The organism is Rhodococcus sp. FG69 (assembly GCF_057808915.1).
Map to the genome: position 1 here is coordinate 1 of NZ_JBMDIX010000005.1, position 24,011 is coordinate 24,011.

Genomic DNA, 24,011 nt, shown 5'->3' on the forward strand with positions numbered 1-24,011 from the left:
CTATCGTTCGCGAGTTTCTGCGAACCCGCGCAGTTACGTCCCACTTCCACTCGAAGACCCACTGCACGCCGGACGGCGGCACGCCGGGACTGGCGAGCATCGGAGACAACGGATTCGGCGGCACCTCTACCGCATTCCCGAACCCACCGCAGGTCAACCATACCGGCCGTGAACGGCCGGACCGTCCCCTTCGGGGCCGCATCGAGTGGTCACCACAGGGTTCGTACAAGCCGCCTCAGCCTGACATGCCGGGGACCCCGACCAGTCAACCCACGCTCCGCTCTTCGGGGTTGACAGGCCACCCTCGCCACGTCCGACTGCTGCGTCTCATCCGAACTCGAAAGGATCTCGCATGCTTCCCGATCGCTACGACGCCGCCATCGCCGCCGCCGCGCAGCACGGCGCCACCGCCGCCGGCCACGACCTCGCCGCACTCCACGCCGACGTCGCCTACTTCGCTCACGAGGAGAACAAGGCCCCCGCCCGCCTCGACGAGCGGATGTGGGACGGGCTGCTCGCCAAACACACCATCGACGCCGCCGACACGGTCTCGCTCCGGCTCGACTGACCGAGACCAGGCCCCGCCCACACCGGGCGGGGCCACCAACGGTGGACGACACCCCGAACCCGTTGTTACGCACTGCGTATGGCGCAACAGGAATAGGCGCGTGGCCGCGCCCGATCGCCCCCTGCGGGGTCGCTTCCAGTGGTCACCAAGGAGGTCGTACGAGCCGTCTCAGCCTGACAGGCCGGGGGCCCGTCCCATCAACCCACGCTCGCTTCGCTCCCTCTTCGGGGTTGACAGTCCACCCTCGCCCTGTCCGACCGGGACGTCTCATCCGAACCTTCCGGAAGGTCCCCGTCATGAACGATCACCAGATCATCACCAACTACATCGGCCACGCCGCGCAGCTGCCCGCCGAAGATCCCCGCGCCAAGCGCTGGGCACTGCAAGCGCTCGCGCTCGCCAGCGCAGCAGAGCTGCCACTGCTCATCGAGGAAGCCGAAGGAGTACTCGGGCGCATCGAACACGACACCACCTGCACCTGGTGCACCGGGCAGCCGGGTGCGGGCATCCCGATCGGATCGTTCTGGTGCACCAACTGACAGCCAGAGCGCACCTGCCCAGCCCGAAAGGGTTGGGCAGGCCGCCGGCTGGCCGGTCTTCACCGCATCAGATCACTCGTCGAGCCGAACAAGGCCTCCGTCGCTACGCTGCAGCCGAAATCGTGTTCACCATGTTTCCGCCGACCGCGGACGGTCGGACCGTCCCCTGGCGGGGCCGCTTCCAGTGGTCACCAAAGGGTCGTACGAGCCGCCTCAGCCTGACACGCCGGGGACCCCGACCGGTCAACCCACGCTCCGCTCTTCGGGGTTGACCGCCCACCCTCGCCGCGTCCGACTGCTGCGTCTCATCCGAACCTCGAAAGGAACTTGCTCATGTACCCCGACCGACTCACCGCCATCGCCTCCGAAGCCCGCAACCGCGGCGCAACCTTTACCAGCCACAACCTTGGAGGCCTCCACGCCGACATCCACCACGCCGGACTACCCAGCTCCGGACTCAGCGCCACCGGCCACTACACCGCACCCGCCAACATCCCCGATCACCTCTGGGATCACTTTCTCGCCACACACCGCACCGCCTGAATAGGGTGGGTCCCCGCCCACACGGGGCGGGGGCACCACCTGCGGATCCACACCGGCAGTGCGGTCGGAATAGAAACCCGGCATGCCACGTTGACCACCTCGACGGCGTTCGATTCCAATGCCCCGGGTACCACCCCATCAGCCGCTACGAGCGGCCACCTGCCGAGAGGCGCACTGGCGAACACCGTCACCCACACCACAGACCCGAGCCGCGCACCCCCTCACGAGTGCGCGGCTCCCGCGTTCATCCAGACCCCGTCGTACGTACAGCCCCAGTCATTCGCATGAATGACCGTTGCCGGAACCAACACATGCCCGGCCGCGTCCAACCAGGCATGGACGACGACGAATGCCACGCACTGCGCGAGGAAGGTCTCGACCCCGACGACCCGCACATCATCGCGGCATTGCAGCAGGTCACAGCCACACTTCGTGCGCATCGGCACCTCCTCGACGGCTACCCCTGGTGGCACTCCGCACCGGAACCGGACGTACCACCACCGCCGATCCCCACATTCGACATCGAACACGCGTTCGACTAGATTCAGGGGTGTCCCACCGGCACGGCGAAAGGTCTTTCTCCATGGCCGCAGCCGACCCGATCCCGAACCTGACCGGGCTCGACAAAACCGCGCAGCTCGACGCCCTCCGCAAACGGATGGCCGCCATACCCGGCCGCCGCGACCACGCACCCACCGACCTCCCCGCCGAACCCGCGACACTCACGCCGATACCGGCATCGACACCGAAGGTGCCAACTGCCACGACCGACAACGGTGACAGGGGGCCCGGCGTCGAACCCGCAGTCGGTAGCGACGCCCTGACGCCGTCCGTGCGGGCACGAACGCTGCGCACCATCCCAGTACCCCTACCGATGGCCGAACTGCTTCCTCACGGCGCGCTGGCCCGCGGAACAGCCGCATCGGTGACAGGAGCCGGATCGGTCCTCGTCGGGCTCGTCGCCGCCGCCAGCGCCGCCGGCCACCACGTCGCGATCATCGGGCAACCCAAATTCGGGCTCCTCGCCGTCCACGAACACGGCGGAGACCTCAGCAAGATCGCACTCATCGACCCCGGGGACCCCAATACCGCTCTCGACGCCGCCAGCATTTGTCTCGACGGGGTCGATTTGGTCGTCACCACCCTCGGTGGCCGCGATATCCCACCGACCCGCGCCAGAGCTTTACTAGCCCGATGCCGCTCGCACGCAGCGGTTTTGGTGACAACAGACGGACGGATGCCCGGCATCGACGTAACCATCGCATCCCGCACCGTCGCCGTCGCCGGCATCGAACAGCAGGGGAGGGGACGCCTCCGCTCGATCACCATCGACACCAGCGTCCACGGACGCGGAACGCCCATGCGCACCGGCCGCTACACCCTCACCGCACCCACCTACGGCGGCAACCAACACATGACGTGGACACCCGCCGGTGACCACGACGCACGCACCGCCCGCCGGCCACTGGCAGCCGCGCAATGACCACCCGCCACGAGAGCGTCGGGCGTGCCGGGGAGCTGTTCGCGCGCTGGCCCGTCACCTTCGACCCACCCACTCGCCGCACCGTCGACCCACCCCAACCCGTCATCGTCTCCGTATCGGCGGCGCTACCCGGATCCTCGAGCACCTCGCTGCGCGACGGCACACCTCTTCGTGTGAGAGCTGAAGGGCTCAGCGTCGACATCAAGGTCCAGGGAGAATTGTTCGGCTGGGCGAGACTCGCCAACGGAGCCTGGCTCGCGTGCGTGAACTTCTCTGTACCCACTGGAAACGGAAAGGGCCACTTGGATTTACAAGGCCAGTGGGTACCCAGCAACGCCATCACACCCATGCACTGACCACCACCGGTCACACGGAACAATGGACACACGCCACGATCGGCCAGAATCAGGAGAGACATGAACATCGGTGACCGCGTCCACATCGCGCCCGGCGCATCCAATGTCGTCATCATCCGCGACATCCAAGATAACGGCCTGGTCATGATCGAAAACGAGACCCCCGGAACCGGCGTCTACCCCTACCTCACCACACCCGCCCACTTCATCCCCGCCACCACACCACCGCCAGCACCGGCCGCAGGCGACGAAACCGGCCCGGCTGAGCAACACCAGGCCAGCGCTAGCGACGACAGCTACCTCGACGAACTCAACGCACCCTGAACGAGCTTCATCCCCCGCTCACCGGACACATCGTCGTAGTAGCCGCCCGAAAGACAACAGCGGCCTGACGACTGTTCAGCCCGAACTCCCCCGCAACCTCGGCCTGAGTGTCCGTGTAGCTGTAACCAGCGGCCGCGTAGGAACAACTTGCCTCACCCGCCGGTATCAACGCAGCTGCCGTCGTTGGGTCGACACCCAACCGCTCGGCTTCCGCGACGAAAGCCGCGTCTGTAGACGAAGACGTCGTCGATGCAGCACTCGTCGTCGGAGTGCTCAATGGCTCATTATCGTCACCGCTGCCGCATGACACAGCCATCAACGAACATGCCGCCAGCGACACCGCATACCGAATACGCATAAGCGGACCGTACCCAGTCCCGGACCAAACCCAACCTGGGTTCTCTATTCTGACTCCGCTGCGCGGTCCGCGCGACTGAGAGAACGCTTCGCCGCAGTCACACCCCGAGCACGCAAGTACGCACTTAACGACACCCCCGCAGCATCAGCCGCCCGGGTCACCTCGTCATGCTCGGACTCCGTAAAGCGCACCGACACCACAAAATCAAGCGTCGGCCCCTCCGACTTCGGCCTACCACGCTGCGCCATACGCCGATATTAGCAACTACATAAAATACTTGCGGGCATCGATTTATTCGAATACGATAAAAGCTGAATGAGCGGATAACAAACGCTGCAGTGCAACGTAATTCGGGGGAATCGCATGAACTACCAAGCTCAATTGCCAGACGGGGCATCCAGCCTGCTGGACATCCTGCGAACGATCATGTGGGGCTGCGTACTCCTCGGGGTCGGCGCAATCCTCGCCGGCGGTTGGCAACTGTCCAGGGCGCACGCAACCGGGCGGCCGGAACACGCAGGAAAAGGAGGTCCACTGATATTCGGTGGACTCATCATCGGAGCCTCGGCCAGCATCCTGCCGATCGTGCTGTTCCCCGCAGAAGATACCGACACCGACAATGACAGCGCGTCCGTCGACGCCCCACCTGCTCCAGGCCTAGCCTCACCCTCGCAGGTCAACACCCCACCGACCGAACCTTTCGACTGGACAACGGTGATCTGGATCGGTGGCGGATTAGCAGTAATAGCAGTATTGATGCTCGCCGTTTACCTCGTCGTACACACCCGACACCGCATCCTCGACCGCCGCGCCGCCGCCGAAACACTGGCCGCCGACTTCACGGACGCGAAAGCGCTCTACTCCCAGGTAGCGAACGCCTACGCCGAATACCTCGCCGACCCGTACGCCATCTTCACCCGGCCACTGCTCGACGACCTCGACCAGCCCCGCACGGCCGCGTTCATCACCGCCTTCACCGACGCAGGCGCACTGAACACCGAGACCTGCCCCGCCAGCACCGAACGCGTGAAAGCCTTCGCCGACGCCTCCCGCAGCGCACTCACCGCCTGGACCACCGCAGACACCTACGCGCGCGCCATCGGAATGGGCGTGCAGACCGACGACAGCAAACGCACGGTGCGCCGCATCCGCAGCGCACTCGAGCTCGCCCTCGACGACTCCGCCGCCGCAGGAGAACGCGCATCCGCCATGAAAACAGTGCAGCGGCTCTCGAACGGTCTGATCACCGTCCCCGAACGCATCTACGCCCGAGCCAAGACCGCCATAGAAAGCGCCACACGCAAACAGCTCACCAGCTGAATCCAGGCCTCAGGTCGATGCAACAGGTGGAACCTGTCGCACCCACCTGGCAGCATCACCACAACTACGACGCCAATCGCAGGGGGAGAACCACCACCGATGAACATCATCACCGCACACAAAGCCCAACGACAGGCCCGCGACACACTGTTCGCCGACTACACCGACCAGAACGTCACCGACTACACCACAATCGCCCTCATCTACAGCAAGCACCGTCACCGCGCGCTGTGGGTCACCGGGCAACTGGTCGTCCTCGCAGCCGCCGGTCTCGCGGTCTACAACATGATCCAAGGGTTCCACGACAACGCCAACTACCCGCTCATCGGCGTCACCCTCGCACTTCTCCTCGTCTCCGTCCTAGTGCACAGATACAACCGCAAACGCACCTACAACACCCCCGACGACATCACCGCCACCGTCCAGGCCGCCAAACACGAAAACGCACCCACCGACGCACTGCCCCAACAGCTTCGGCCCGAAACAGGGGAGAACCGCTGATGAACAGCATCATGGACACCTGCAGCATCATCGCCCGGATATTCGCAGCGATCAACATCATCGCCGCGATGTACTTCCACTACCGCTACACCGTCGGACCGTCCTCCACCAAGAACTTCCACAGCGCCCAACTCCACTGGATCCTCAGCGGAGTCTTTGTCGCCATCGCAGCCCTCACCGACAACACCCTCTCGACAATCACAACGATCGTCATCGTCCTCGGCGCACTCATCGCACCCGCCGTCGCGATCGGTTACCTCCGCAAAACCCGCACGCGGTCCAACACAACCTTCCTCGACCGCATCGCCGCCGACGACACCACCGACCACGACCGCGACGCTCGTGCCCACAACACCCGCGACCAGGACTGACCGGCAACAACCCGACAATCCAGGGACCACCCGATGACACGACTCCATCGCGCACTGACCCACTACGCCCGCACATGCTCACGCATCGACCTCGCCACCCGCACCGGCAACAACGCCAAAACGGAAACACTGCAACACACCCAGCGGCAATGGGAAAACGAAGGCCGCCAACTCGGCGCAACCACCACCGACCTCGCAGCCGCCCACACCAACACCGCATAACCCCAGCGCTACCGCGACACCCAGCGTGATCCCGCCCCGTCGCTCCCGCACAATTACCTACCAGCCGTACCCCCGCACCGCGCCGCCGTCGAGCACTTTGCTCCGGCGGCGCTTCGCGTCCCACCACCAGCACACCCAGCTCACAAGCAGGCCCTGACGGGCCACACGCGCCCCTGCGGGCCGCCCCGAATCGAACTCCGCTGCGCTCCGCTCTCAAAAGCATCGAAAAGCATCAATTTCTTTTGACGTAGGTGGCTTCTGGCGAGCTTGCATCACCCGGGCCCGGCTTACCAACCCCTGACTCCGCTGCGCTCCGGCCCTGCGGGCTCCGAAAACTTTTCAAAACGCCTCCGGCTGAAAACTTTTGCGTCCCAGGGGCCGGACGCCGTTCCCGTGCGCTGCTATCTCTCCCCAGCCACCACGGCAAAAGAAATTGGCAGGGCGAAGGTCCGGCCACCAGTCACCAAGGAGGGTCACCATGCGAGCACAACACCGAAGCACCGCCGACGAAATCGACATCCTCGTCCTCCGCCAGGGCAAACCCGCCATGCGCCGCACCGTCAAACGCGCCAGCGCCCGACGCGACCGCCGCACCGCACGCCGCGAACTCCGCAACTAAACCCGCCGCACCGGCAGTCCCACAACCCTATTCAGCACACCGAAAGGCTCAACCCATGACGCAAGACCGCTTCTCCTTCGCCTCCGCAGCTGACATCCTCGGCGCGATCCCGGCACTGCTCGGCTTCACCCCCGAAAACTCCGTCGTAGCCCTCGCACTCGCTCAGGCCGAACCCGGCAGCTACATCGTCGTCGCCGCCATGCGCATCGACGCAGTGCACGCCGAAGCCGCCGCCGAGCAGCTCGCCGCCGCAGCCCGGCGTCAGGACGTCGACGGTGCACCCGTCACCGCCGTCATCCTCGCCGCGATCGCAGACCCTGCCTACGCAGGCGCCGCGCTCATCGGACTCGAGACGATCCGCAGCGCAATGGCCGTCGCCGACATCGACACCATCCGCGCCCTGCACGCCTACAGCCTCACCGCCGGAACCATCTACACCGACCTCGACCGCAACACCGACGGAATCGTCCCCGACACCAGCACCACCGACGTGGCCATGCACCGCGCCATCGAACTCGGCGCACCGATCGCCGCCAACCGCGCCGAGCTGACCGCACGATTCACCCCCGGCGACGCCATCCCCGAATCCCTCGCCCTCGCCGCCGCGGCGACGATGGGAGAGGACTTCCTGCCCGTCACGTTCGACGAGCTCGCCGCCGTCATCGGTGCCCGCGAGATCCCCAGCGCAGACCTCACCGCCCGAGTCGGTCTCGCTCTCGCCGCCGACCGTGTCGAGGTGCGAGATGCTTTTCTGGCCATGACCGTGCACGGCGACATCGACGCCGCCGACACCTTCCACCGCATCGCCGCCCGCCTACGCGGAACCGGCCGCGCGCACGCCCTCACCCTCGCAGGGTTCTTCTACTACCTCACCGGCGACGGAGCCACAGCCTCGATGGCGATCGACGCCGTCGAAACCGACGCCGCACGAGAGGGCCGCACCGTGCCCAGCTTCGCCGCCCTGATGCGACGAGCACTCGACGCAGGGATGCCCCCGAAGATGCTCGCCAGCATCGGCGACGCAATCACCCCCGAATACGTCGCCGCCCACATCGGCCGAGTCCAGAGCTACACCTAGACACCAGGGCGCGGCCCCTCGCCGTTCGAGGTGGCCGCGCCCGTCAGTCCAGGTCACCGGGCGGGGGTCGGTGCTTCGGGCATCGAGCCCTCACACCGACTGCGCGCCAGCCAGGCAGCAGCACCGGCCCGCGTCGGCGGCAGGGACTGTGAACGGAGCCCCACACCTGCAACAGAAAAGGGCGCTCAGACAGACCTGGGGCGAGAGGGCCACGCGTAGTCGACCGTGGCCGCCGGTTTCGCGGTGGTCTGCTCGACCGGAACCCCGGCGACGATCGCGTCCAACGCCAGATCCGACGGCGCAGCCTCGACATTGACAACACTCTTGGCCAGCTCACGCTCGTGCTCGGGACGGTCCATGCCTCGCACACTACCGACCGCCCTGCGGCCGGCACCGACAACCGAACTCCGCTCCGCTTCGTGCGTACGAGAAGGGAAAGAACGTTCTTCTCGGCATCTGGCTTCGAGCGAGAATGCGGCCACCCAGCCGCCGCCGGTCAACCCCTGGCTCCGCTACCGCTCCGGCCAAGGCTCCGAACACTTTTCACAACCCACACTCGCCCTGCTCGCAGGAAAACTGCCCGGCCCACGCATTGACAGGCGGACACCCGTGCACCGCTGACTTCTCCCCGAACCAGATGACGCGAAAAGAACGTGGCACAGCAACACACAGACAGGCCGATTCGACCCGTTCCGTAGGTGTCCAAGTGCCGCACAGGTGGTTCGCCATGAATGACGAAAACAATTCGACAACAAATGAATTGAACTATTTATCGTAGTCGAATAACTCTAGAAATATGGCCGAAGATCCGATAGAATGAAGACCAATCGCGCACATCCGAAACGGAGAACACGTCATGCCGATCACGATCTACACGAAGCCGAGATGCTCGCAGTGCGTGGCCACGAAACTGGTACTCGACTCGCGCGGTGTCGAGTACCGAACCGTCGACATCACCGAAGACGACGACGCGCGCACCTACGTCCTCGGGCTGGGCTACCAGCAGGCCCCGGTCGTGGTCGTCGACGAGAACACCCACTGGTCCGGATTCCGCAAAGACCGACTGCAGGCCCTCGCCGCAGCTTGACCATTCATTTTCCCGAAGGAGACACCCGCCATGCGACTGGTACCGACCTACACCCCGGATCCGGACTACATCGACCGCCAGCTCGACGCCGAGATCGCTGCTCTCACCGCCGACACGCAGCCGCGCACCGACCGTCACCGCGTCGACGTGCGCAGTCCCGGCCCCGGTCCGACACCGGCCGCCTGATCTTCCGTCACCGACCCACCGGAAAGCATCCGCCATGAACGCACTACGCGCAGTCCCCGAACCGGACGAGGGCGCAGGATCGACAGACCCCGCCCGCGCCGACCTCGCACCGGTGGAGGCCGACTACAGCGCCGCCGTGTACGACAACCCGGCGACCGACGCCGAGGCACTGCTGCTGTGCGCACTGATGTGGAGCTACAAAGGGCAGAACACTTCACCGGAGATCGCCCGCATCACCACCACGCTGACCACTCGCGACTTCGTCACCAGCTCCTACGGCACGATCTTCGGGCTCCTCGCGGCCTTGGTCCGTGACGGTGCACCCCACGACGTCGCGGGAGTGACCAACGCACTCATCTCCAGTGGCGCGGGCACAGACGGCAGCGGCATCCTGCGGATGCGACTGATGAACGCCGCCACCGCCGGCGCCGACGAACTGTCCGCCACCCACTACGCCGACATGGTGCTCTCCCAGGCATACCGCCGAAGCTTCCGAACCGTCGGAGCCGCCATCTCCGACGCCGCCGAACAACTCCCCGAAGAAGACCTGTTCGCTCACATGGTCGAGCACGGCCGCCGCCAACGCGCCGCCTACGAACGACTGAGCCAGTTCCGCAGCGGACAGTCCGGCAGCGGCGCGGGCCCGGCATGACAAGCTCGACAGCGATGACCGAGCAACACGCCACCGACACCGACGACACCCTCCCCGCGAACGTCCGCGCCGCGATCACCGCCGTCCACGACGCTGCGGGCGACCTCGAGCATGCACAGCCCGGGCCGGACGCACTGACCGTGCAGGTCTGTTCCGCATCCGAGCTGGCCTACGACCCCGCCACATGGACCACCATCGGCACCTACGGTGGCGCCGACGCCGCCGTGCTTGCTGACCGTCTCATCGACGCACTCGGAGAGAGCGCGAACCTGCACACCGATACCGGTGTCCTCGTCGTCACCCACACCTACACCGACACCCACAGCGGAACCGACACAGCGGAGGACACGTTCATGACCGCCAGCGACCCCATCGCCGAAACGCCGCTGCTGACCCTGCACGCTGACCGCATCCACGAGCTCGACGACGCAGTGCAAGACCCCACCGGGAACGAGTCGCTGCTGCGGCTGCAGCAACACTGGCTGCTGCACGCCGCCCTCGACAGTGGCGTGATCACCTACGACCGGCAGCGGTGGGGAGATCTCGCGCTCGCCGCGACGTTCACCGAAACGAACCAGCACGAGATCGTCTTCCAGATCACCTACGACATCGCCGGCGCCCCGAACGTCGTCGACGGCGCCGCCACCGACTACCCCGACGACTTCAACGAGCTCGACGATGCCGCCCAGGACGCCGTCCCGTCGACTCTCGTCCCGAACCCGCCCACCGCAGCCGGGTGGCTGAACTTCATCGTCGACGGACTCAACGACCTGCACCGCGGCACCGCCATGCTCGTACGAGGATGGCCGCAGTAACACCAGCACCGCACACAACCGTCACGTCCAGGGGGGACACCATGACCATCACACTCACACCGGTATTGCGCTGGGCGCTGAGCCTGACCATGATCGCGCTCGCGATCACCTCGATCGGACTCGCTGTTCTACTGGCGGCCGGCGCATTTACCACCTACACAGCGACACTCGGCGCCGGCGTCACGATGGGCGCATTGGTCGGCTCCAACGTCACACTGGTGTGCATCTCGGTCACTGAACGCCGCACACTCCGCCGCCGGCACCAGCAGTCCGCGCCCGTTCCAGTGCACTGATTCGCGGCAGTAGTGGGTCTTCGGTCAAGGTCGGGCGGGTACCGAGCGTCTGCAGATCGTCGGGGCTGCGAAAGCGGGTGCGGGCGGTAGACCGCCCGCCGACCCCCTCAGTTCGTCGGGCAGCACGCGCCGCCCCCTTTTCGATGCCGCACACCAGCTCCCACACCGACCCCGAGGGGTGGCGGTCACTGTCTGCGCGGCGACCGCCGACACTACACACAGCGCCGGCCGGTCGATATCGAGCAAACGCTCCGCGAGAGCAACGGTGGAAAGAGGGGGCGCGGGGAACCGGGGGGACGTCTCATATTCCCGGGGGTAGTGGGAAGAAACGAGGTCCCCGCGACCGTGGCCGCGTCGCCATATGGGGGAGTAGGGCTGGACGCAACCACAGCGAGCGTAGCCGCCGCCACCGACAAGCTAACGGTGCCGGCGGCCGGCAGCTGCGATCACAGCCCGAACGCTTCCCCCAACGTGGCCCGGTTGTCTGCGATGGTGCGGATCAGCTGCGCCAACGCCAACGCCCCGATCGGGTCATCGAGACCGGCACTGTGGTGTGCCATCAACTCGACCTCACCCGTCTCAGCGACCACGTCCAGGAGCTGCGCCGAGGCGCGTTCGGCGAACCCAGGGCCGGACAGAGCGTTGATAGTGCGGAGCAGGTCGACGAACCGCGGCGCGGTCTCCAGACGCACCGAGGCATGCATCAGCTCGAACGCCGCCACCGCTTCCGGTGAACACAGCTGCCCAAGAATGTCGAGTTCTGCCTCGATCAGCTCGGACCACTGATCGGGTGTGCGGGATGTGTTGTCGGGTGCACTCATCGTCGGTCTCCTGGGTGATGTGCCGCGGCTACGAGGTCGGAGATCTCGGCGACCATCCGCCGATGTTCCTCCGAGCCGCACGACAGAGTTCTTTCGGTGGCAACTGCTGCGGTGATCCGTTCGTAGCGTTGTACCGCCTGCTGGTCTTCGTCGGTGACTGCCGAGTGGTGGCGGACCGCGATGACGCCGCGGTCGGTATGGGCGGTGATGTCGCCGCCGAGCCGGTGTGCGAGCAGCCCGGCCGACGATTCGGCTCTGCTGCGCACCAGTGGCCCGATCACCGTTTTCGAGTTCGGGATCGGCCCCGGACGCACGGTGTGTAGGTGCACGAACCACCCGTCGATGTCGTCGGCGGGGTACCCGGCTGCGGCGGTGGCGTCGATGGCGCCGAGATCGTCGGCGGTGGCCGCGACGATCTCGAGTACGTCGGCGGATGCGGGGAGTTCGACGCGGCGTACACCGGCTGCGTAGTCCGGATCCGCCGCGAGTGCGCACGCGATCTCGCCGACGCTGCCGATCACTGTCACCGAGTTGTCGTATGCGGAGCCGGGGTGGGTTCGGTTGTGGTCGGTGAGGGTGACTGCGATGCGGACGAGCTCGCGGACGGTGATGACGTTGTGCGCTTGCGTGATCGCGAACCCGGCGGCGGCGGTGCCGGTGTGGAAGTCGCCGCGGGCGTAGACGAATCCGGGGTCACCGTACTGGTCGAGCATGGCGATCTCGACACCGATCAACACCGCCGGGTGGTGCGGATGCGGCGGCGGAGTGAACGACTCTGCGGCGGTGTCGGTGTCAGGGGTGGCGTCTGCGGGTGTGGTCATGTCGGTCACCGGGCCTGCGCGAATTCGCGCGCACCCGATACTTCGGCGCTGTCCTGGTCACTGCCGGCAGTGTGTGATGTGTCGCCGGCGTGATCGGAGGGCTCGGTGGTGGTGTCGCCACCTTCGGGGGTGTCGGAGGCGCGGCGCGGCGCACGAGACTTGCGTGTCGCGGCCGTCTTGCTGCCGGCGGGGGTCGCTGCCTTCTTGAGGAAGCTGGTGGGCACTTTCAAACCGGCGGTGCGGAGTTCGGCGGCGGTCCATCCGCTGTCGAGAGCTGCTTTGATTGCAGCGGCCTCGGCGGCGGCCGCGTTCTTTTCCGTTTCGGCTGCGGCGGCGAGTTTCTCGGCGGCGTCGGCGCGGGTGTTCTGTGCATCGACGATGCGGTCGATGTAGTCCAGACGGTTCGCCAATGCGGCTTGGGCGGCGGCGCGAACAGAGGTCGGATCGAGTGCAGGGGTGCTCATGGTGGCAGGGCCTTTCGAGGCAACGAAGGAAGCGCCACGCACCGCTGATGTTCGCGGTGCGGTGTGCGCTGTATCTGTCGTGGCCTCGGGCGTCCTGCATGACGTCCGAATCCGCAACCAACGCTATCGAATCCGGCCGCCAGATGCACGCCAACGGGGTGGTCGATGCTGCCGCACGTCGTCGCCGCGACGTATGTACAGCGAAGTGTGATGACCTTCCGTGTACTCAGTTGCCGCCGTTTGCGTTGCGGTTGATGATGCTGATCTGAATGCAGTCCGAGACTGCGGTGCCGAATTCGTCACCGGCGCTGATGTCCAGTGCGCGTCGGCCATCGGGGAACGATGTTCGGCGGCGTGCATCACCGGACAGGGAATAGATGATTCCGTTGCTTTGCGCCCATACGTCTGCGCTCGAGAGCCGGGTTCCGGTGCTGTCCATGATGTTGGCTCCGATGTATGCCACGTCGTCGGCGCCGTACACCAAGAACGCGTCCTCCAAGTGTTGGTCGGCCTCGATGAAGGCGGCATCGATTGCCGCGACGACGGACGGGGCCGGGGTATTGCAGGAAGCCGGTAGCGGACGAGGTGCCTGTTGGCTGGGCGGGGGCGCCGGCACCGTCGCTGATGCAGACGGCGTTCTCGGTGCGGCGGCCGGTGTCGTGGACGTCGGCGCATACGGTGACGCGATTTCTACCGCCCCGGTCACCTCCGACTTGATTGCATCGCCGACACGGGTTCCAGTGCACTCGACGGAGTATCTGCGGGGTGGGCCGTTCGATCCGAAGAAGACGTCGGTCGTACCTACGGTGCGATACTTCTCGCCCTCGACTGCGGTCGAGTAGTCCTGGATCGTGACGGGTTGTATTGCGGTGCTGAACCGTTTCCCGAGGACGTCGACGCACGCAATCTCCGCGGCTTCGATTTGTTCGGGGGAGTCAGCGGCCACAGTGGCCGTGGGCGAGGCTGCGGCTTCGGAGAACTCGTCGTCGGGGCGCGTGGCCACGATCGAGATGACGGCAACGACAACGACAGCCGCCGCAACTACGGCTATGGAGGCCTTCTTCTTCGCGGAGAGGGATTGCGACGGGTGCTCAGTGAGACCGGTTGTCGCTGGCTCGCCGCCCAGAGCCTCATCGGAACGTGCGGCGGCGACGTTCTTTTCGGGTTCGCTGGAGGTGGGTGCATCTGCTCTCGGCCGGGTCGCTTCCGGCGGCGACGCGGGCTGTGAAAGCGGGGACGTTGCCGACGTCCATTGACGTCCGTCCCACCACCGCAGTTGATTGTTGCCCTCGGGGTCTCGGTGCCAGCCAGGTGGGGGCGGTGTTGTCATTCGCAATACATACCAGATGGTTCCGTAGCCGGAGCTTCTTCGTCTCGGAGGCCGGTTGCCCCCAACTGTGGATCGGACTTGTCCTCATGTGGATGTCCGAGAGTTCCCAGGCCGCTCCGCTCGGTCTCAGGCATCCACAATCGGGTCCGGATCCACAACCGGGGACAACCGGCGGCCGCGCGCTGGTGGCGAGCGGTTGCGGAACTCGCTGCGCTCATCCTGGCGTCTTTTGGGGCGACCCACTCCGCAGGCTCCGTGTGCCACCCTCCGTGCCCCGGGCGGAGCAAGCTATAACTTGGGTGCCCTAAATCTGGAGATTTCGGCGGGCACCTGCCACACTGGCTCGTGTGGGTCCCCAGGTGTGGGGTCGCTGCGCTGGGCCAGGTGAAATGCGGACAACGTGAGGAGCGGGTGATGGGGGAGACCAAAGCAGGGTGGCTGCGCACCCGTCAGTCGAACGTCGTCGGCGGCCGGATGCACCGCCACGTGGTGAAGCTGACCGACGAGCAGGAGCTCGCGGTGCAGGCCGCTGCTCGGGTGCAGGGTGTGACGGTGGCGCGGCTGCTCGCGGACTCGGCGCTCAAGGCTCCGCGTGCGTCGGTCTCGCGTGAGGATCTGACGGAATTGTTCGCAGTCGCCAAGCTCATCGCTGCGGTCGGCCGCAACCTGAACCAGCTCGCAAAGGTTGCGAACGCGACCGGTGAAGTGCCACCGGAAACGGCTGCGGCAGTGGACGCGGTGCGCCGGGTGTTCGATCGCATCGAGCGGCTGCCACGGGATCTGGTGGGGCGTTGATTCCGAACATCACTCGGGGCGCGAAGATGACCGGTCTGGTGGTGTATCTCGCCGGTCCCGGCAAGTCGAACGAGCACGAGAACCCACACGTTGTCGCCGGTCACGAAGCGGTCATGTTCGCAGCACCGTCTGGGGAGTTGTCACACGAGGACGCAATCGAATTGGCGGGCAAGCTCGATGCAGCTCGGGTGGTGTTCGGCACCGAAGTGTCGGTAACGAACAAGCGCGCGATGGCGGCCGCACTCGACGACGGCGTAACACGGTCTGTCGCGTTGGCTGATGCAACCTCGGATCAGAACGTGTGGCATTGCTCGCTGTCGCTGAACCCAGACGAGGGTGAACTCTCGGACGAGAAGTGGGCGGCGATCGCAGCGGACTTCATGAAAGAGATGGACTTCGACGACCCGGACTCACCGCGTGCCCCGGCACGCTGGGTAGCGATCCGGCACGGTAAGACCAAGGCCGGCGGCGACCACATTCACATCGCCGCCTCCGCTGTCCGCGAGGACGGTACGAAGGTCAACACGTTCAACGACTTCAAGCGTGCACAGCAGGCGTGCAACACCCTCGAACACCGGCACCAGTTGGTGGTATTGGCTTCGCGTGAAGAAAGCCGCGGCAGCCGGGGTGCGCGTCCCGGCGAGCTCGAGACGGCGAAGAGGTTAGGTCTGGTCGAGCCTGCTCGGTTCACACTCGAACGGAAAGTTCGAGCCGCTGCCACGGCGTCGAAAACCGAAGCGGAGTTCGTGCGCCGACTGCGCGCCGACGGGGTGCTTCTTCGCCCGCGTTACGACACCGGATCCACTCGCGCAGTCGTGGGATATTCGGTGGCGTCGACACCGAACAAGGCCGAGCGCGCGGCCGGTGCGAAACCGGTGTGGTTCGGTGGCGGCCGCCTCGCGAAAGATCTGACGTTGCCGCGATTGCGGGAGGAGTGGGATCGGTCTGCGGAGGCGGTGGCGGCCGCGCAATCGGAGTGGTCTGCTGCTCGATCGGGCGCCGCGGTCACGGTGGCCAACGGCCGCGAGCGGACACGGATCGACCCGGCCTTGTTCGGGCGCGCCGCAACCGATGTCGAAGCGTGGAACAAATATCTGTCGTCGATACCGGTGGACGATCACGCGCAGTGGGCACGTGCGGCGGGACGAACCTCAGGTGTGTTCGCTGCGTGGTCTCGCACGATCGAGACGACCCCTGGACCGTTGGCGGCTGCGTCGAAAGCTCTTGCGCATTCGGCTCAGATCCCCTCGCATCAGCGATCGAGCCCGCACCCGAAGCGGCTGCATGGCGGCGGTGTCGCGTTGCTGGTGTTGCAGACACAGGTTCGTGAAGGATCGGCTGCGAATGCGTTGCTGCTTCGTCAGATGATGCGCACGATGGAGGTGTTCGCCGACGCCGAGCGTGCAGCGGGCCGACTGCATCAATCGCAGCAGTTGCTCGATGTCCGACAGAAGGAGTTGACGACGCTGCACGCCCGCATGACGCAGACCGTCGTCGCGTCCGATGTAGCACCGCCGGCTGCCCGTGCATTGATGCGCCCGGCATCAGCCGGTGTCGACGATGCAACTGTGGTGTCATCTACCGCGGAGCGGGTGTGGACGCGTGAGGAATCCGCGACGGCGTGGGCCGAGCTCGATCCTGAAATCGCCGAGGCTGCACGCCTGGGTGATCTCAGTGTCGCTGAGGGTGCACGAGCGCGTCCACCGGCGGCGGCTTCGCCGTCGACGGCCACAAGGCCTGTCGGCCCCGGTTCTCAGAAGGACCGCGACGAGAACGAACGATGAGCAAGTACAACACCAATTTTGCGTCGTGCAGACGGGGAACGTTCTGAGGCGCGTACAGACAGGAGGCGCCGCCGTGTGGAAGAACTGGCGACGCGTACAAGATACGACCCGAGCCTCGCCGACGCAGGCCATCTCGGCAACAGAGCGTGAGCGTCTCGAACAGTTCGCTGCCCACTTCAATGCGCGGCAACCATTCACAGAGCCGGACAGCGCAGACCTAACGTTATGGGAGAGCGGCGCGCTGGTGCCGTGGTTCATCACCCATTTGCTCAATGAAGGTCGACACGTCGGACCCGAGGTCGATATTGCGTGCCACGCGGAGGAACCGGCGGTCGATCTGTGGGAAGCCGGGGCGCTGTATCCGAGTTGGGGGCAGACGGTTGCTCTCGCACGATTGGTCGACGTACGTGTGCGGGATCTTGCGCATCCGGACGCGCGGCCGCGCCATCATGACAACCGGATGCTGCGCAAACGGTCACGTGTAGCAATTCTTTCGTTCGAACCTGACGCCGTGCGTGAGACGATCGATGCCCACGGCGGCCCAAGCGATCCACTCTGACCCCTGGACGTGGCGGGTTTGGGCATTGCCTGTCCGGTCACTGATGACAGACTTCCGGTATGACGTTTCATCCCATCGGTGTAGTCGTGATGATCTCTGGACCTGGTGACACTTCCGAAGAAGTCGCGGCCGTTCGGGAGGTGATCGGTACCTGGAACGGCGAGCATTCCGTCACGGAAGGTGTGGTGTTCGTTCCCAAGCACTTTTCGACGAACACGGTTCCGATCTACCGTAAAGGTGGCGATGGACAAGCAGTGATCAACGAACAGGTCACCAGCGACAGCGACATCGTTATCGCATTATTCAAGCACAGGCTCGGCACACCTACACCTCGCAACTCGCAGTCCGGAACCGTCGAGGAAGCGGACCTCAAAGAGGCCGACGGGACTGTGCATGTCTACTTCTGGGGAGGCGACGTTCCGCAAGAGGTAGCCCGCGGCGATGAGTGGAAGCGACTCGGAGAGTTTCGCGATGAGTTTCACGCCAACACCCGGGGTCTCTACGCCTCTTACAACTCACCCGCCGATCTTCGACAACAAGTCGAGCGCGCTCTCTGGGAGGACGCGCGCTCGATAGCAGCGTTAGCCTCTGCGGGCGCGGCATCCGTGGAGGGCGCGGACGAGCAAAAGCCCTCGAACGTTCCATCTGCAACGGTGAGATCCGATGTGCAGGTCACGATCGATGTGACGGGCGCGGTTTGGTCCTGCCCTGAGGTAAACAAGATGATTGATGCGGCAATCGAGCGTGACATCGGCAAAGAACGCGAATGGGCCGCGAAACAAGGTGAATCGAAAAATGCCGTGACGGTCGCGATAGCAAGGTCCAAGATGACTACAGGTGCGGAGCCCAGAAGTCCAAAAACCGACGCGGAAATCAAGCAATGGGCCGATTCGGTACGGGCGCGAGCGGATCACTTTCACGAAAACGTCGCTGGGGCCGTCGGCACACCGTTGCTCATCAGATTGAACAGCAACAAATTTCTCGAACGGGTCGAGGTAGAGATCGCGTTCGAAAATGTTCGCGGAGCAGATCCTTCAAAGCAGACGTGGTCTGAAATCTGGACGCCTCTTCACACACTACCCAGGAACTCATTCGGTGCTTCCACCGATTCGCTGACATATATTCCTGATGCACGCCGCCTAGGAGCACTCCAGTCGCGATGGTCTCAGGTTGGCAGTGATGTGGTGCTGAGGCTCAACCTCGGTGAGCTTCGCAATCGACTAGTACCAACCGAGTTCGATGACGCCGTGATTCTTTGGGTGAGAGGACCGGACTTGAGCGATGACCAAACCGGCTACACCTATACCTGGCGCGCGAGCGCGGCTGGAACAGACGAAGAGTGGAACGGAATTGGCCAGCTTCAGGCGGTCGACAAGGTGACCATGAAGACTGCTATGAGGGCTTGGCTGGCGCCTTGATTAGCTTCGAGCGTGCTGTAGGACGGCGGACCTGCCTACCTCAGCTGCCTCAACCCTAAAGGGGCTCGACCAAGGCTGATCAGTGGTTACGGAACGGGCTCGCCGCAGGTCTCCGCGTGGGGGAGGCTGCGTAGAGCGACCCTCTTAACCGGAGAGCCCTTCATCAATCCACATTTCGTCGGGGATGGCGATCGCCTGACCGTGAAGGAACAGTCCGCTCTCTAAACCACGGGCGATGCGCGCCACCTGAACGCCAACTGCTCTCACAGCAAGACTGAGCGCGCCGCTATCCAGATCGATGACACGATTCGATATGAGGGGGTGTGTGTCGCCTTCGTCGACAAGGTCAAAAGCGATCCTGTCCGCGACGGGGCTACCCCATGCAGATTGCCCATCCCGCTCGACCTCATTCGCGAAGATGTGGGGTCGACGCATCGAAACAAGATCTGCGACCTCGCCAATGATTCTGTCCTGGGCGATAAAGGCGTCGCGGATGTCCTGTTGCGACACGAGTTGTTGTTGGCCGTTGGATCGTTGGAGGGACTGCAGCTCGGCATACCTTCGATACGCCGTCCGATAAGCCTCCGCCTTGCTGTCGAACGAGGCGTGACCTGCGAGGCGCGCAGCGTGACGCAAGACTTCGAACTGCTGCCACGCGTCCTCGAGTCCAGAGGTAGATAGGCCGAGCACTTCTGAAAGAACGCCTCGAACTTGGTTGTAGTGATCGCGGTCAGGTTGCTCGCGGCTCTCGTAGACAGTGCCCGGGTCAAGGGCGTCGATCAGTGAAGTGCGCCTTTGCGTCCATGCTTCGACCACGCTCTTATGCAACAGCTTTGCGAGCAAGTCGTAGCGCTTTGCCGCCACCGCGGTCACACCGGCTGAATAGAACAAGAGCGAACCGGTAATTGTTCTCAGCTTGATCATCGCCACAAGTCCGCCAACCCTAGGCCTTGCCGCAAATCGATCGACTTCATCGAACCACCAACTGTCGGTGGTGCTGTTGCCCCAGTAAGCCATGACGGCTACCAGAGCTGAGGGAATGCGGGTGGCTTCCCAGACCTGGCGAACACTGTCGTGATACTGCGCTTGGCTGTAGCCGTCGTATGTGGAGAGGTTGAAAATTGCGTGTGAGTGCAATCGCTCCATTTCCGCACCGAAGGTGTCGTGCAGATCGATGGCGGTCCACCTCCCCGACAGCGACCGTTTGGCGGTCGCGGCCGCGACGGCGACGGTTCTGGGATGACGTGATTGGCCCGTGGCAATCGACTCGACCGAATCTACGAGGGTGCCGAACGCTGTATCTGCGTTCATCTTCAGTACATGAGCTTTCTTGAGGACAGCCAGGTCAGCCGCCACCTCCGAGTGGCCGAAGGGTTCGATCCAAGTCATTGTCAATCTTGATGAGTAGTGTTCGGCGATAGCGCCACGTAAGGCGGGATCGTACGTTGCCGACCAGCCAGCAATAACGAGTCCGTAGTCAGCAAGAACTCGTTCCAGCAAGCCCCGCATGTTCGGGCGGTAGCTTCCCAGCTCCGCCGCCGTGTTCAACATTGTCTCGGGGTTCAAGTAGTCACCGTGCAGGTGGATTACGCAGCACCCCAACGTGTGCAGCGGCGCCAGGCCCATGACATCCGCCTCCGATGAGACGACGGTGGGCTCGATGCCCTCGTTACGGATCGCTGTCTCCATCAGTCTGTCGAAGTTCATTGTGACCACTACCTTGACGATGCCGCCCTTGACCAGACGTGCAATTGATTTGTGCGCGAGGGACGGTGCGGGGCCGCTCGGCGTATCGAGGTCGTCGTCTTGCATAGTGGGACTGCGTTCGAAGTACCGACTGAGGAGTCGTTGACGTTCTATCTGGGTGGGAGCAAGTGCCTCCAGCAGAGTTTCGTACCGGGGTTCTTCGCCGGCGTTACGGTCGCGGTACCACTGTTCGGCGTCCTCCGGTGCTAATTCCTCGCCCATCGCGCTGGCACTTTTGGCAATGAGATCGGTCAGCACACCCCATGCCGTCGGAACCTGTGCCGAGGCGCTGATACCCGCGCCCAAAAGCATGGCGTATGCGCCGGGGTTCGAGTGCAGGGAGAATGCCAGCGTCAACAGTGAATCGGCGTCAGCAGTCGGGGTCGGTGACATGGCAAGACTTTAGCGTCGTCGGCCTCGCGTACAGCGCCAGATCGCTGTCCGGAGAGTGTTCGGCTCGGCGCACTGCGGTGCTCTAATGCTCGGGACGCTTTGAGGTGGTGTTGGCTAAGACCCATTCTGGAGTCAGGTTACCGTCTTCGGGGAGCGGTAAGAACACTTGTTCCTGGAGGTGCCTCTGGAGCTCAACTGTGCCTTTGTCGTTGCCACCGAGTACGTCGAATGTTTCGACAGGACCGAGGTTTGGTCCGATGCCATGTGTGCGTACACGCCATGACGTTGTCTCGGGTCGTGCAATGGATGTGTGGTGGCGGTCATGTTTCGTACGAGTTCGGAGACGTCGTGCGTCTCGTCGACTGGAATTTTCACCCAGTTCGAGACTTCAGCCCACCCGAGCCGCTTCATGGAACGGACGTTGTCCGACGCAACGAGCTGCCACGCTAGCGGCGCGAAGTAGACACTTGCATAGGAAATGAGCGGTACGTGGCGTGGGTTGGTGATCGTTGTCGAGAAGCCTTCTAGCCGGCCTGTTTGACCACGGGAGTAGGCCATCATCAAGTGAGCGTCGTCGGGGAGTACCGGCGATGTTTCTGGCTTCAGTAGCGAAGGCATGAAGGTGGGCCAGTTCTCGAACATCCAGGTCGGCGTGAGTGCGGCCATACCGAGCAGGATCGATCGCGCAACGGCTCCGGGCCGAATCGAGCCTGCGGGTAAGCCAATTGTTCGAGGAAGTTCCAGAGTCCACTCTCGGACCCAGTGGGGTCTCAGCAGATCGGCGAACTCCTTGTACTGCTTGTCATACAGGACCCCTGCGGTGTTGTTGCAAGGGTCGCATAACCCGTACACGGACATTCCGCCCTGTCTCGCGGGCAGTCGGCGAATTTGCCCGTCGGGCGTGACTGTCGCCGTCGTCGACAAGACCTGGGGGCCATTGCCAGCGCATTGCGGGGGAACATGCGCGGCCGTCATCTTCTGGGCCACGCCGCACACACCGCACGGGTATCTGCCGCCCTTCGCTCTGTTGAGACCGAACGGAGTGGGACGTTTTTGCCTGCTCATCGGGCATACGGTAGAGGGTCATGCTCGGTCCCGGCAACGTAAAATCGGGCCCGCACCGTCCGGCCAGCTGGGGTCTCAACGGCTTCCGCGGTCTGTGGATTGTTCGGTGTGTGGGCTGTGTACGCCTTTGCTCGCTGTGGGTGCGGTGGGTGCTGTTCGGGTGGCATTCGCGTCGAGTGGTGTGGCGGTGGCGGTGTCGGCGAGGACGTGGGCGGTGATGGTTTCGGCGTCGACGCCGGCGGCGGTGAGTGCGTCGACGTCTCGTTGCCGACGTTGTGGGGTGTCGTAACCGAGTTTTTGTAGGGGCACAGCACCGGCTACGTCCGTGGTACTGGCTGCTGGGTCGACGACATCGCGAACGTCGGGGCGTCCAGCGTCGTTCCATGCGTCGATCATCTTGCCCCGGACGCTCAGGTAGGTATTTCGGTCGGAAGCTTTCGCGGCGGCGCCGTACTCGACGGCGAGAGCGGGCGCGCGGTCGTTGGCCCACTGCTGAGCGTGGTGGGTGTCGAACGCGGTGTGGATGTGTTCCGCGGCGGCTGCCCGGGTTTTGTGTGTGCCGTCCTTGTAGCGCGCGTGGTCGGCGGGGATGTTTTTCTCCGCCCACGGCAGTGCTGTGTCGATGTCTCTGCCGATGTCGTCCGGTGCGCGGGTGAGATCGATGCCGCGGCGGTCGGCGACTTCGCGGTCGAGGCGTTCGATTCCGGCGGCGCTCGCGCTGGCGGTCAGGGTCTCACGGAGGCTGCGTAGCTGTGGTTCGGTGGCACTGTCGAGCCATTGCTCGTCCCATAGGTCGGCTCGTTCCGGGCCGCGGCGGTGCACCCCTGCGGCGTCGGGGTCGGTGCAGTAGAACTGTGGGTCCGGTCCGCCGTCCGGGCCGGTGCGCATATGCACTACCCATGCCTGCGGGTGCGCGTCGATGACGGCGGAATCGACGGTGGCGGCCCCGAATTCGGCCCCGAATTCGGTGGCGAGGTGGCGTGCGGGGATGTAGTCGGTGCCGTGGGGTGTTTCGGTGCGTACGTCGAAGCCGCGTTCTGTGTAGGACTCGCTGATGCGCTCGTACTCTGCACGGGTTGCGAGGTCGCGCTCGACGATGGCTGCGATCAGTGCAGCTTCGGCAGTGTCGGGAAGGCGTAGGTCGATCCGGCGATGCCGCTGTAGCCGGTCGGGGAGGGCGCGAGCGACGTCGTCGGCGACCTGGGACTGCTGTTTCCAGGTGTGCGCGAGCCGAGCGGTTGCGGTGATCTGGGCGTCGGTGGCAGTGGACCACCAACTCTCTCGTCGAGCGGAGTGAAGTCTTGCGTCGACGGATCGGCGTTCGGCGTCCAGGCGTGCGCTCAGGGTGCGGGCGCGCTGTTCGTTGTCGGCGGCCGCGGCGCGAAGTCGTTGTTCGCGGCGTCTGGTGAGTTGTTCGGCCACTTGCAGTGCGACCTGCAGGCTGGTGCGCAGAGCCATGCCGGTCTGGCGGGAGATGTCTGAGTGTTCGACGCTGGTCAT

General features: G+C 64.6%; 32 protein-coding genes. 22 read left to right on the plus strand and 10 right to left on the minus strand.

The window, feature by feature from the left end:
* The first annotated feature begins 352 nt into the window (after positions 1 to 352).
* The 7 genes from ACODSO_RS05990 to ACODSO_RS06020 all read left to right on the plus strand — a co-directional run bounded on the left by ACODSO_RS05990 (position 353) and on the right by ACODSO_RS06020 (position 3,813).
* A complete protein-coding gene (locus ACODSO_RS05990; RefSeq protein WP_489035762.1) occupies positions 353 to 568 on the plus strand; it encodes a hypothetical protein in 216 nt (71 codons plus the stop codon).
* Positions 569 to 864: 296 nt separating this feature from the next.
* Entirely contained in the window at positions 865 to 1,107 is a 243-nt protein-coding gene (locus ACODSO_RS05995) for a hypothetical protein (protein WP_489035763.1), read from the plus strand.
* 333 nt (positions 1,108 to 1,440) lie between these two features.
* Positions 1,441 to 1,650, plus strand: a complete 210-nt coding sequence (locus ACODSO_RS06000; RefSeq protein WP_489035764.1) for a hypothetical protein — start codon at positions 1,441 to 1,443, stop codon at positions 1,648 to 1,650.
* A gap of 311 nt (positions 1,651 to 1,961) precedes the next feature.
* Positions 1,962 to 2,192: a hypothetical protein gene (locus tag ACODSO_RS06005; RefSeq protein ID WP_489035766.1), complete on the plus strand. Its 231-nt coding sequence runs from the start codon at positions 1,962 to 1,964 to the stop codon at positions 2,190 to 2,192.
* A gap of 41 nt (positions 2,193 to 2,233) precedes the next feature.
* Positions 2,234 to 3,133, plus strand: a complete 900-nt coding sequence (locus ACODSO_RS06010) for a hypothetical protein (protein ID WP_489035767.1) — start codon at positions 2,234 to 2,236, stop codon at positions 3,131 to 3,133.
* Positions 3,130 to 3,489: a hypothetical protein gene (locus tag ACODSO_RS06015; RefSeq protein WP_489035769.1), complete on the plus strand. Its 360-nt coding sequence runs from the start codon at positions 3,130 to 3,132 to the stop codon at positions 3,487 to 3,489. The genes ACODSO_RS06010 and ACODSO_RS06015 overlap by 4 nt, the downstream gene beginning before the upstream one ends.
* Positions 3,490 to 3,549: 60 nt before the next feature.
* Entirely contained in the window at positions 3,550 to 3,813 is a 264-nt protein-coding gene (locus tag ACODSO_RS06020) for a hypothetical protein (protein WP_489035770.1), read from the plus strand.
* A 7-nt stretch (positions 3,814 to 3,820) separates the two neighbouring features.
* On the opposite strand, the gene ACODSO_RS06025 is transcribed toward ACODSO_RS06020, so the two are convergent.
* The gene (locus ACODSO_RS06025) at positions 3,821 to 4,090 is read right to left on the minus strand and encodes a DUF732 domain-containing protein (RefSeq protein ID WP_489035771.1); all 270 of its coding nucleotides are present in this window, start codon (positions 4,088 to 4,090) and stop codon (positions 3,821 to 3,823) included.
* 125 nt (positions 4,091 to 4,215) lie between these two features.
* Positions 4,216 to 4,419 carry a plasmid mobilization protein gene (locus ACODSO_RS06030; protein ID WP_489035772.1) on the minus strand — a complete coding sequence of 68 codons (204 nt, stop codon included), beginning with the start codon at positions 4,417 to 4,419 and terminating at the stop codon, positions 4,216 to 4,218.
* Positions 4,420 to 4,534: 115 nt separating this feature from the next.
* On the opposite strand from ACODSO_RS06030, the gene ACODSO_RS06035 reads away from it, so the two are divergent.
* The 6 genes from ACODSO_RS06035 to ACODSO_RS06060 all read left to right on the plus strand — a co-directional run bounded on the left by ACODSO_RS06035 (position 4,535) and on the right by ACODSO_RS06060 (position 8,282).
* Positions 4,535 to 5,491: a hypothetical protein gene (locus ACODSO_RS06035; RefSeq protein WP_489035774.1), complete on the plus strand. Its 957-nt coding sequence runs from the start codon at positions 4,535 to 4,537 to the stop codon at positions 5,489 to 5,491.
* 99 nt (positions 5,492 to 5,590) lie between these two features.
* Entirely contained in the window at positions 5,591 to 5,992 is a 402-nt protein-coding gene (locus ACODSO_RS06040) for a hypothetical protein (RefSeq protein ID WP_489035775.1), read from the plus strand.
* Positions 5,992 to 6,363 carry a hypothetical protein gene (locus tag ACODSO_RS06045; protein ID WP_489035777.1) on the plus strand — a complete coding sequence of 124 codons (372 nt, stop codon included), beginning with the start codon at positions 5,992 to 5,994 and terminating at the stop codon, positions 6,361 to 6,363. Before ACODSO_RS06040 ends, ACODSO_RS06045 begins: the two co-directional genes overlap by 1 nt.
* Before the next feature lie 33 nt (positions 6,364 to 6,396).
* On the plus strand, positions 6,397 to 6,585 hold the full coding sequence (locus ACODSO_RS06050) for a hypothetical protein (RefSeq protein ID WP_489035779.1): 189 nt from the start codon (positions 6,397 to 6,399) through the stop codon (positions 6,583 to 6,585).
* A 478-nt stretch (positions 6,586 to 7,063) separates the two neighbouring features.
* Entirely contained in the window at positions 7,064 to 7,204 is a 141-nt protein-coding gene (locus ACODSO_RS06055) for a hypothetical protein (RefSeq protein ID WP_489035780.1), read from the plus strand.
* A 55-nt stretch (positions 7,205 to 7,259) separates the two neighbouring features.
* A complete protein-coding gene (locus ACODSO_RS06060) occupies positions 7,260 to 8,282 on the plus strand; it encodes a DUF4192 domain-containing protein (RefSeq protein ID WP_489035781.1) in 1,023 nt (340 codons plus the stop codon).
* Between the two features lie 185 nt (positions 8,283 to 8,467).
* Here the strand turns inward: ACODSO_RS06060 and ACODSO_RS06065 are convergent, their stop codons facing one another.
* A complete protein-coding gene (locus tag ACODSO_RS06065; RefSeq protein WP_489035783.1) occupies positions 8,468 to 8,641 on the minus strand; it encodes a hypothetical protein in 174 nt (57 codons plus the stop codon).
* 497 nt (positions 8,642 to 9,138) lie between these two features.
* Here ACODSO_RS06065 and nrdH point away from each other — a divergent pair, with 497 nt between their 5' ends.
* From nrdH to ACODSO_RS06090, 5 genes are read left to right on the plus strand one after another with little or no spacing between them, the layout of a single operon-like run.
* Positions 9,139 to 9,369, plus strand: a complete 231-nt coding sequence (gene nrdH / locus ACODSO_RS06070; RefSeq protein ID WP_489035785.1) for a glutaredoxin-like protein NrdH — start codon at positions 9,139 to 9,141, stop codon at positions 9,367 to 9,369.
* 30 nt (positions 9,370 to 9,399) lie between these two features.
* Positions 9,400 to 9,555 carry a hypothetical protein gene (locus ACODSO_RS06075; protein WP_489035786.1) on the plus strand — a complete coding sequence of 52 codons (156 nt, stop codon included), beginning with the start codon at positions 9,400 to 9,402 and terminating at the stop codon, positions 9,553 to 9,555.
* A 34-nt stretch (positions 9,556 to 9,589) separates the two neighbouring features.
* Positions 9,590 to 10,207 (plus strand): DnaB-like helicase N-terminal domain-containing protein, encoded by a 618-nt coding sequence (locus ACODSO_RS06080; RefSeq protein WP_489035788.1) that lies wholly within the window; start codon positions 9,590 to 9,592, stop codon positions 10,205 to 10,207.
* Positions 10,208 to 10,221: 14 nt separating this feature from the next.
* Positions 10,222 to 11,022: a hypothetical protein gene (locus ACODSO_RS06085; RefSeq protein ID WP_489035789.1), complete on the plus strand. Its 801-nt coding sequence runs from the start codon at positions 10,222 to 10,224 to the stop codon at positions 11,020 to 11,022.
* Positions 11,023 to 11,063: 41 nt separating this feature from the next.
* Positions 11,064 to 11,315: a hypothetical protein gene (locus tag ACODSO_RS06090; protein WP_489035790.1), complete on the plus strand. Its 252-nt coding sequence runs from the start codon at positions 11,064 to 11,066 to the stop codon at positions 11,313 to 11,315.
* Positions 11,316 to 11,761: 446 nt separating this feature from the next.
* On the opposite strand, the gene ACODSO_RS06095 is transcribed toward ACODSO_RS06090, so the two are convergent.
* From ACODSO_RS06095 to ACODSO_RS06110, 4 genes are all read right to left on the minus strand, one after another.
* Positions 11,762 to 12,136 (minus strand): hypothetical protein, encoded by a 375-nt coding sequence (locus tag ACODSO_RS06095; RefSeq protein WP_489035792.1) that lies wholly within the window; start codon positions 12,134 to 12,136, stop codon positions 11,762 to 11,764.
* Positions 12,133 to 12,957, minus strand: a complete 825-nt coding sequence (locus tag ACODSO_RS06100) for a hypothetical protein (protein WP_489035793.1) — start codon at positions 12,955 to 12,957, stop codon at positions 12,133 to 12,135. The genes ACODSO_RS06095 and ACODSO_RS06100 overlap by 4 nt, the downstream gene beginning before the upstream one ends.
* 5 nt (positions 12,958 to 12,962) lie before the next feature.
* The gene (locus tag ACODSO_RS06105; protein ID WP_489035794.1) at positions 12,963 to 13,421 is read right to left on the minus strand and encodes a hypothetical protein; all 459 of its coding nucleotides are present in this window, start codon (positions 13,419 to 13,421) and stop codon (positions 12,963 to 12,965) included.
* Positions 13,422 to 13,647: 226 nt separating this feature from the next.
* Entirely contained in the window at positions 13,648 to 14,751 is a 1,104-nt protein-coding gene (locus ACODSO_RS06110; RefSeq protein WP_489035796.1) for a DUF2510 domain-containing protein, read from the minus strand.
* A gap of 414 nt (positions 14,752 to 15,165) precedes the next feature.
* Between ACODSO_RS06110 and ACODSO_RS06115 the strand changes: the two genes are divergently transcribed.
* From ACODSO_RS06115 to ACODSO_RS06130, 4 genes are all read left to right on the plus strand, one after another.
* On the plus strand, positions 15,166 to 15,546 hold the full coding sequence (locus tag ACODSO_RS06115; RefSeq protein WP_489035798.1) for a plasmid mobilization protein: 381 nt from the start codon (positions 15,166 to 15,168) through the stop codon (positions 15,544 to 15,546).
* A gap of 26 nt (positions 15,547 to 15,572) precedes the next feature.
* Entirely contained in the window at positions 15,573 to 17,330 is a 1,758-nt protein-coding gene (locus ACODSO_RS06120) for a relaxase/mobilization nuclease domain-containing protein (RefSeq protein WP_489035799.1), read from the plus strand.
* Positions 17,331 to 17,403: 73 nt separating this feature from the next.
* Positions 17,404 to 17,889: a hypothetical protein gene (locus ACODSO_RS06125; RefSeq protein ID WP_489035800.1), complete on the plus strand. Its 486-nt coding sequence runs from the start codon at positions 17,404 to 17,406 to the stop codon at positions 17,887 to 17,889.
* Positions 17,890 to 17,948: 59 nt separating this feature from the next.
* Complete coding sequence (locus ACODSO_RS06130; RefSeq protein WP_489035801.1) at positions 17,949 to 19,307, plus strand: hypothetical protein; 1,359 nt, start codon at positions 17,949 to 17,951, stop codon at positions 19,305 to 19,307.
* A 144-nt stretch (positions 19,308 to 19,451) separates the two neighbouring features.
* Here the strand turns inward: ACODSO_RS06130 and ACODSO_RS06135 are convergent, their stop codons facing one another.
* The 3 genes from ACODSO_RS06135 to ACODSO_RS06145 all read right to left on the minus strand — a co-directional run bounded on the left by ACODSO_RS06135 (position 19,452) and on the right by ACODSO_RS06145 (position 24,011).
* Positions 19,452 to 21,446, minus strand: coding sequence for an SIR2 family protein (locus ACODSO_RS06135; RefSeq protein ID WP_489035802.1), 1,995 nt, complete (start codon positions 21,444 to 21,446; stop codon positions 19,452 to 19,454).
* Positions 21,447 to 21,578: 132 nt separating this feature from the next.
* Positions 21,579 to 22,511 carry a hypothetical protein gene (locus ACODSO_RS06140; protein WP_489035804.1) on the minus strand — a complete coding sequence of 311 codons (933 nt, stop codon included), beginning with the start codon at positions 22,509 to 22,511 and terminating at the stop codon, positions 21,579 to 21,581.
* Between the two features lie 75 nt (positions 22,512 to 22,586).
* A complete protein-coding gene (locus tag ACODSO_RS06145) occupies positions 22,587 to 24,011 on the minus strand; it encodes a hypothetical protein (protein WP_489035806.1) in 1,425 nt (474 codons plus the stop codon).

Coding starts and splice junctions, on each gene's coding strand:
- ACODSO_RS06055 (WP_489035780.1), top strand. CDS start 7,064: ATGCGAGCACAACACCGAAGCACCGCCGACGAAATCGACATCCTCGTC.
- ACODSO_RS06085 (WP_489035789.1), top strand. CDS start 10,222: ATGACCGAGCAACACGCCACCGACACCGACGACACCCTCCCCGCGAAC.
- nrdH (WP_489035785.1), top strand. CDS start 9,139: ATGCCGATCACGATCTACACGAAGCCGAGATGCTCGCAGTGCGTGGCC.
- ACODSO_RS06080 (WP_489035788.1), top strand. CDS start 9,590: ATGAACGCACTACGCGCAGTCCCCGAACCGGACGAGGGCGCAGGATCG.
- ACODSO_RS06050 (WP_489035779.1), top strand. CDS start 6,397: ATGACACGACTCCATCGCGCACTGACCCACTACGCCCGCACATGCTCA.
- ACODSO_RS05990 (WP_489035762.1), top strand. CDS start 353: ATGCTTCCCGATCGCTACGACGCCGCCATCGCCGCCGCCGCGCAGCAC.
- ACODSO_RS06015 (WP_489035769.1), top strand. CDS start 3,130: ATGACCACCCGCCACGAGAGCGTCGGGCGTGCCGGGGAGCTGTTCGCG.
- ACODSO_RS06090 (WP_489035790.1), top strand. CDS start 11,064: ATGACCATCACACTCACACCGGTATTGCGCTGGGCGCTGAGCCTGACC.
- ACODSO_RS06060 (WP_489035781.1), top strand. CDS start 7,260: ATGACGCAAGACCGCTTCTCCTTCGCCTCCGCAGCTGACATCCTCGGC.
- ACODSO_RS06035 (WP_489035774.1), top strand. CDS start 4,535: ATGAACTACCAAGCTCAATTGCCAGACGGGGCATCCAGCCTGCTGGAC.
- ACODSO_RS06120 (WP_489035799.1), top strand. CDS start 15,573: ATGACCGGTCTGGTGGTGTATCTCGCCGGTCCCGGCAAGTCGAACGAG.
- ACODSO_RS06045 (WP_489035777.1), top strand. CDS start 5,992: ATGAACAGCATCATGGACACCTGCAGCATCATCGCCCGGATATTCGCA.
- ACODSO_RS06115 (WP_489035798.1), top strand. CDS start 15,166: ATGGGGGAGACCAAAGCAGGGTGGCTGCGCACCCGTCAGTCGAACGTC.
- ACODSO_RS06010 (WP_489035767.1), top strand. CDS start 2,234: ATGGCCGCAGCCGACCCGATCCCGAACCTGACCGGGCTCGACAAAACC.
- ACODSO_RS06105 (WP_489035794.1), bottom strand. CDS start 13,421: ATGAGCACCCCTGCACTCGATCCGACCTCTGTTCGCGCCGCCGCCCAA.
- ACODSO_RS06095 (WP_489035792.1), bottom strand. CDS start 12,136: ATGAGTGCACCCGACAACACATCCCGCACACCCGATCAGTGGTCCGAG.
- ACODSO_RS06135 (WP_489035802.1), bottom strand. CDS start 21,446: ATGTCACCGACCCCGACTGCTGACGCCGATTCACTGTTGACGCTGGCA.
- ACODSO_RS06145 (WP_489035806.1), bottom strand. CDS start 24,011: ATGACCAGCGTCGAACACTCAGACATCTCCCGCCAGACCGGCATGGCT.
- ACODSO_RS05995 (WP_489035763.1), top strand. CDS start 865: ATGAACGATCACCAGATCATCACCAACTACATCGGCCACGCCGCGCAG.
- ACODSO_RS06005 (WP_489035766.1), top strand. CDS start 1,962: ATGCCCGGCCGCGTCCAACCAGGCATGGACGACGACGAATGCCACGCA.
- ACODSO_RS06030 (WP_489035772.1), bottom strand. CDS start 4,419: ATGGCGCAGCGTGGTAGGCCGAAGTCGGAGGGGCCGACGCTTGATTTT.
- ACODSO_RS06130 (WP_489035801.1), top strand. CDS start 17,949: ATGACGTTTCATCCCATCGGTGTAGTCGTGATGATCTCTGGACCTGGT.
- ACODSO_RS06065 (WP_489035783.1), bottom strand. CDS start 8,641: ATGGACCGTCCCGAGCACGAGCGTGAGCTGGCCAAGAGTGTTGTCAAT.
- ACODSO_RS06110 (WP_489035796.1), bottom strand. CDS start 14,751: ATGACAACACCGCCCCCACCTGGCTGGCACCGAGACCCCGAGGGCAAC.
- ACODSO_RS06000 (WP_489035764.1), top strand. CDS start 1,441: ATGTACCCCGACCGACTCACCGCCATCGCCTCCGAAGCCCGCAACCGC.
- ACODSO_RS06075 (WP_489035786.1), top strand. CDS start 9,400: ATGCGACTGGTACCGACCTACACCCCGGATCCGGACTACATCGACCGC.
- ACODSO_RS06020 (WP_489035770.1), top strand. CDS start 3,550: ATGAACATCGGTGACCGCGTCCACATCGCGCCCGGCGCATCCAATGTC.
- ACODSO_RS06100 (WP_489035793.1), bottom strand. CDS start 12,957: ATGACCACACCCGCAGACGCCACCCCTGACACCGACACCGCCGCAGAG.
- ACODSO_RS06040 (WP_489035775.1), top strand. CDS start 5,591: ATGAACATCATCACCGCACACAAAGCCCAACGACAGGCCCGCGACACA.
- ACODSO_RS06140 (WP_489035804.1), bottom strand. CDS start 22,511: ATGAGCAGGCAAAAACGTCCCACTCCGTTCGGTCTCAACAGAGCGAAG.